General features: G+C 45.5%; 1 protein-coding gene. It reads right to left on the reverse strand.

Features of this window, described 5'->3' with window-relative positions; translation table 11 throughout:
- Positions 1-611: 611 nt before the first annotated feature.
- Positions 612-1,973, reverse strand: a complete 1,362-nt coding sequence (locus tag ACR2PX_RS08670) for a hypothetical protein (RefSeq protein ID WP_433998963.1) — start codon at positions 1,971-1,973, stop codon at positions 612-614.
- Positions 1,974-2,233: the final 260 nt, after the last annotated feature.

Below are 2,233 nucleotides of genomic sequence, written 5' to 3' on the forward strand. Positions count from 1 at the left end.
CCCCTCTCTAAGAGAAAGACCGATTGACTGATGCCATTCGCACAAGCGCCCACACGAATTGTCTGATTGTTTGTTAAAGAACTGGATTAAAACCGGAAGGTTTCAATCGGCTGATTCAGCGTCTGGCGCTGTTCAGCGAGGCGCTCATCATACCGTGGCGCCGGCTGTTGTCAAGCGTTCATTCTTTTCAACGAAAGTCGTTAAGAAGAAAGAAGCTTTTCAACCCGCTGTGACCGCATCCGTTCAAGTTATGAAGCGTTGCGTTTCCGTCTCAGCGGCGGTGCATTCTACGCGGTTCGATTCGATTGTCAATCCCCGTTATTCACGTTGTTTGCAATGAATCGCTGCGTTGCTCGTTAAGAGCGATACCCCGATCAGTGGAGGCGTATTCTACACAGATAACTGAAGATGCCAACCCTCGGTGAGTACATATAATCAAATAAAACGACAATTATCGAATATGTGTCACATTGCCTGAAAACACTCAATCCACATCAGGAATAAACAACGCTCTATATAGATGGGTAGCGTAAACAGAAATTAGAACGAAAGGCTTCCGGATAACAAACCAGAAAATAGAATGTCACTTGATGGAGTACTTTAGGAATGGGTCACTGATCATCCTGTGAGAATAATGGCTGACTTGCCGTAGGTGGTTCTGGAAAGTCACTTTCAGAACCAGGGGCCGAAGCCTGAGCAATCAAATTTCTCACAATCATAAAAACGGACAGCGCTGGGGAAAGTGCTTGAACAGCATCCGGTTTATCTCCGACTGCCTGATAAGCCTTATCCATTACTTCCACCAGCTTAATCGCTTTGGGAATAATTATATCCAGCCTGTTCTCAGATCCTGTGAATTGACTGACCGCACTTCTTACTGCTCTCAATTGCTTTTTCACGGATCGTGGGAGCGCCCCCCTGAGGCTGTCGTCGAAAGCTTCCCGTGCCATATCGAGATTATAGGGCGTTAGCTCTGACTGACTGTTCCTGAAACGCTGACACAGTGTGTCGGCTTTATCATTCAGCCCTTCGAGTCTTTCCATTAACTTGCGGGAATACTGATCTATGTTATTTGGCGTTGTATAAATTCTTGGATGGATGGCGCAGTATTGATCGGAGCCCCCTGATTTCAAAATCCTCAGAGACATCTCTGAGCAGTTATTGTATCGACTGACTGTTCTGAAAGGCTCGCCTTGATCATGGACAACCTGAGTCCATGAGCGTCTCATATTCTCTTGATCCAGCCCGAACATGACAAATACATTTTCACCTGATTCAGTATTTTTATTGTCTCCAATGGAAGGGAGGTAAACCTTCTCTGTCCGTCTTTGCCACTTTGCTTCATCCCTCATGTGATAGGTTGCTGCTTTACCTGTCGTTTCACCGTGAGGTACGTTTTTGGCTTTTTTCTGATAGGAATAGGGTTTTACCTTTGCCCACTCTTTGAATTCTTCAGACTTTGACCCTCTTTTCAATCTCTGAAGGGCAAGGTCAGAATCTTCTAGTTTTTGCTTTGCACTCTTTGATAAGCGAGTAAGCTTATAGGTTTTATAGTTAGCCATAGCTTGGGGGGCATGACGTCCAAAAAAACCTCTAAACTCTGCCTCTATTCTGGATACTAATCTCAATATACGATTTTGAGATTCAGCCAGATACTTGCTTCTACCTAAAATCCCTCCAGACGTCCAACTAACAAACAGGTTCGACTTGCTGGGATCAAAATAGTTTTCTACCTGCTTGGCCTCTTCAGGAGTCAGCTCTGGCTTAAAACTATCCTTCAGTGACAAGGTGGTTGATTTACTGGAGTGCAACCTTCCCGGCGTGGTCAGATGTCGAACTACGATTTGTCGCCCCAGTGCTTTTGCCTTGCCATGACTCCAGGACCAACCATCAGGCGTTTCATAAAGGGAGACTTCCCGGGAGCATAATTTTCTATCCTGGCAGCTTTGCATCAACTGATGGACATCGGCCATTCGTTTCTGCCCGAATTCCGGGTGATTGTCTGAGATTCTCACTGTACGGGAGAAGAAACTTTTTAAAGCTCGCCTGCCTGCTGATAAATAGCTTACAGAGTCTTTTTCCAGAGCTTCCTGTTCAGCCAGTGACAGCAGGGCGTAAGCTCCAGACAGACTGACGTATCAGTATTTTTGTGCCATACCTTGTTGCCATAGCAGAGGTATTTTAAATGGCTGAATACGTCACCTTATGCGAAAGGCTTCATAACCTTTCTGAC

It is taken from the genome of Endozoicomonas sp. (assembly GCF_051008435.1).
Classification (GTDB): domain Bacteria; phylum Pseudomonadota; class Gammaproteobacteria; order Pseudomonadales; family Endozoicomonadaceae; genus Endozoicomonas_A.

Excerpts from the sequence above, each read along its gene's own strand:
- ACR2PX_RS08670 (WP_433998963.1), bottom strand. The coding sequence starts at position 1,973 with ATGGCCGATGTCCATCAGTTGATGCAAAGCTGCCAGGATAGAAAATTA.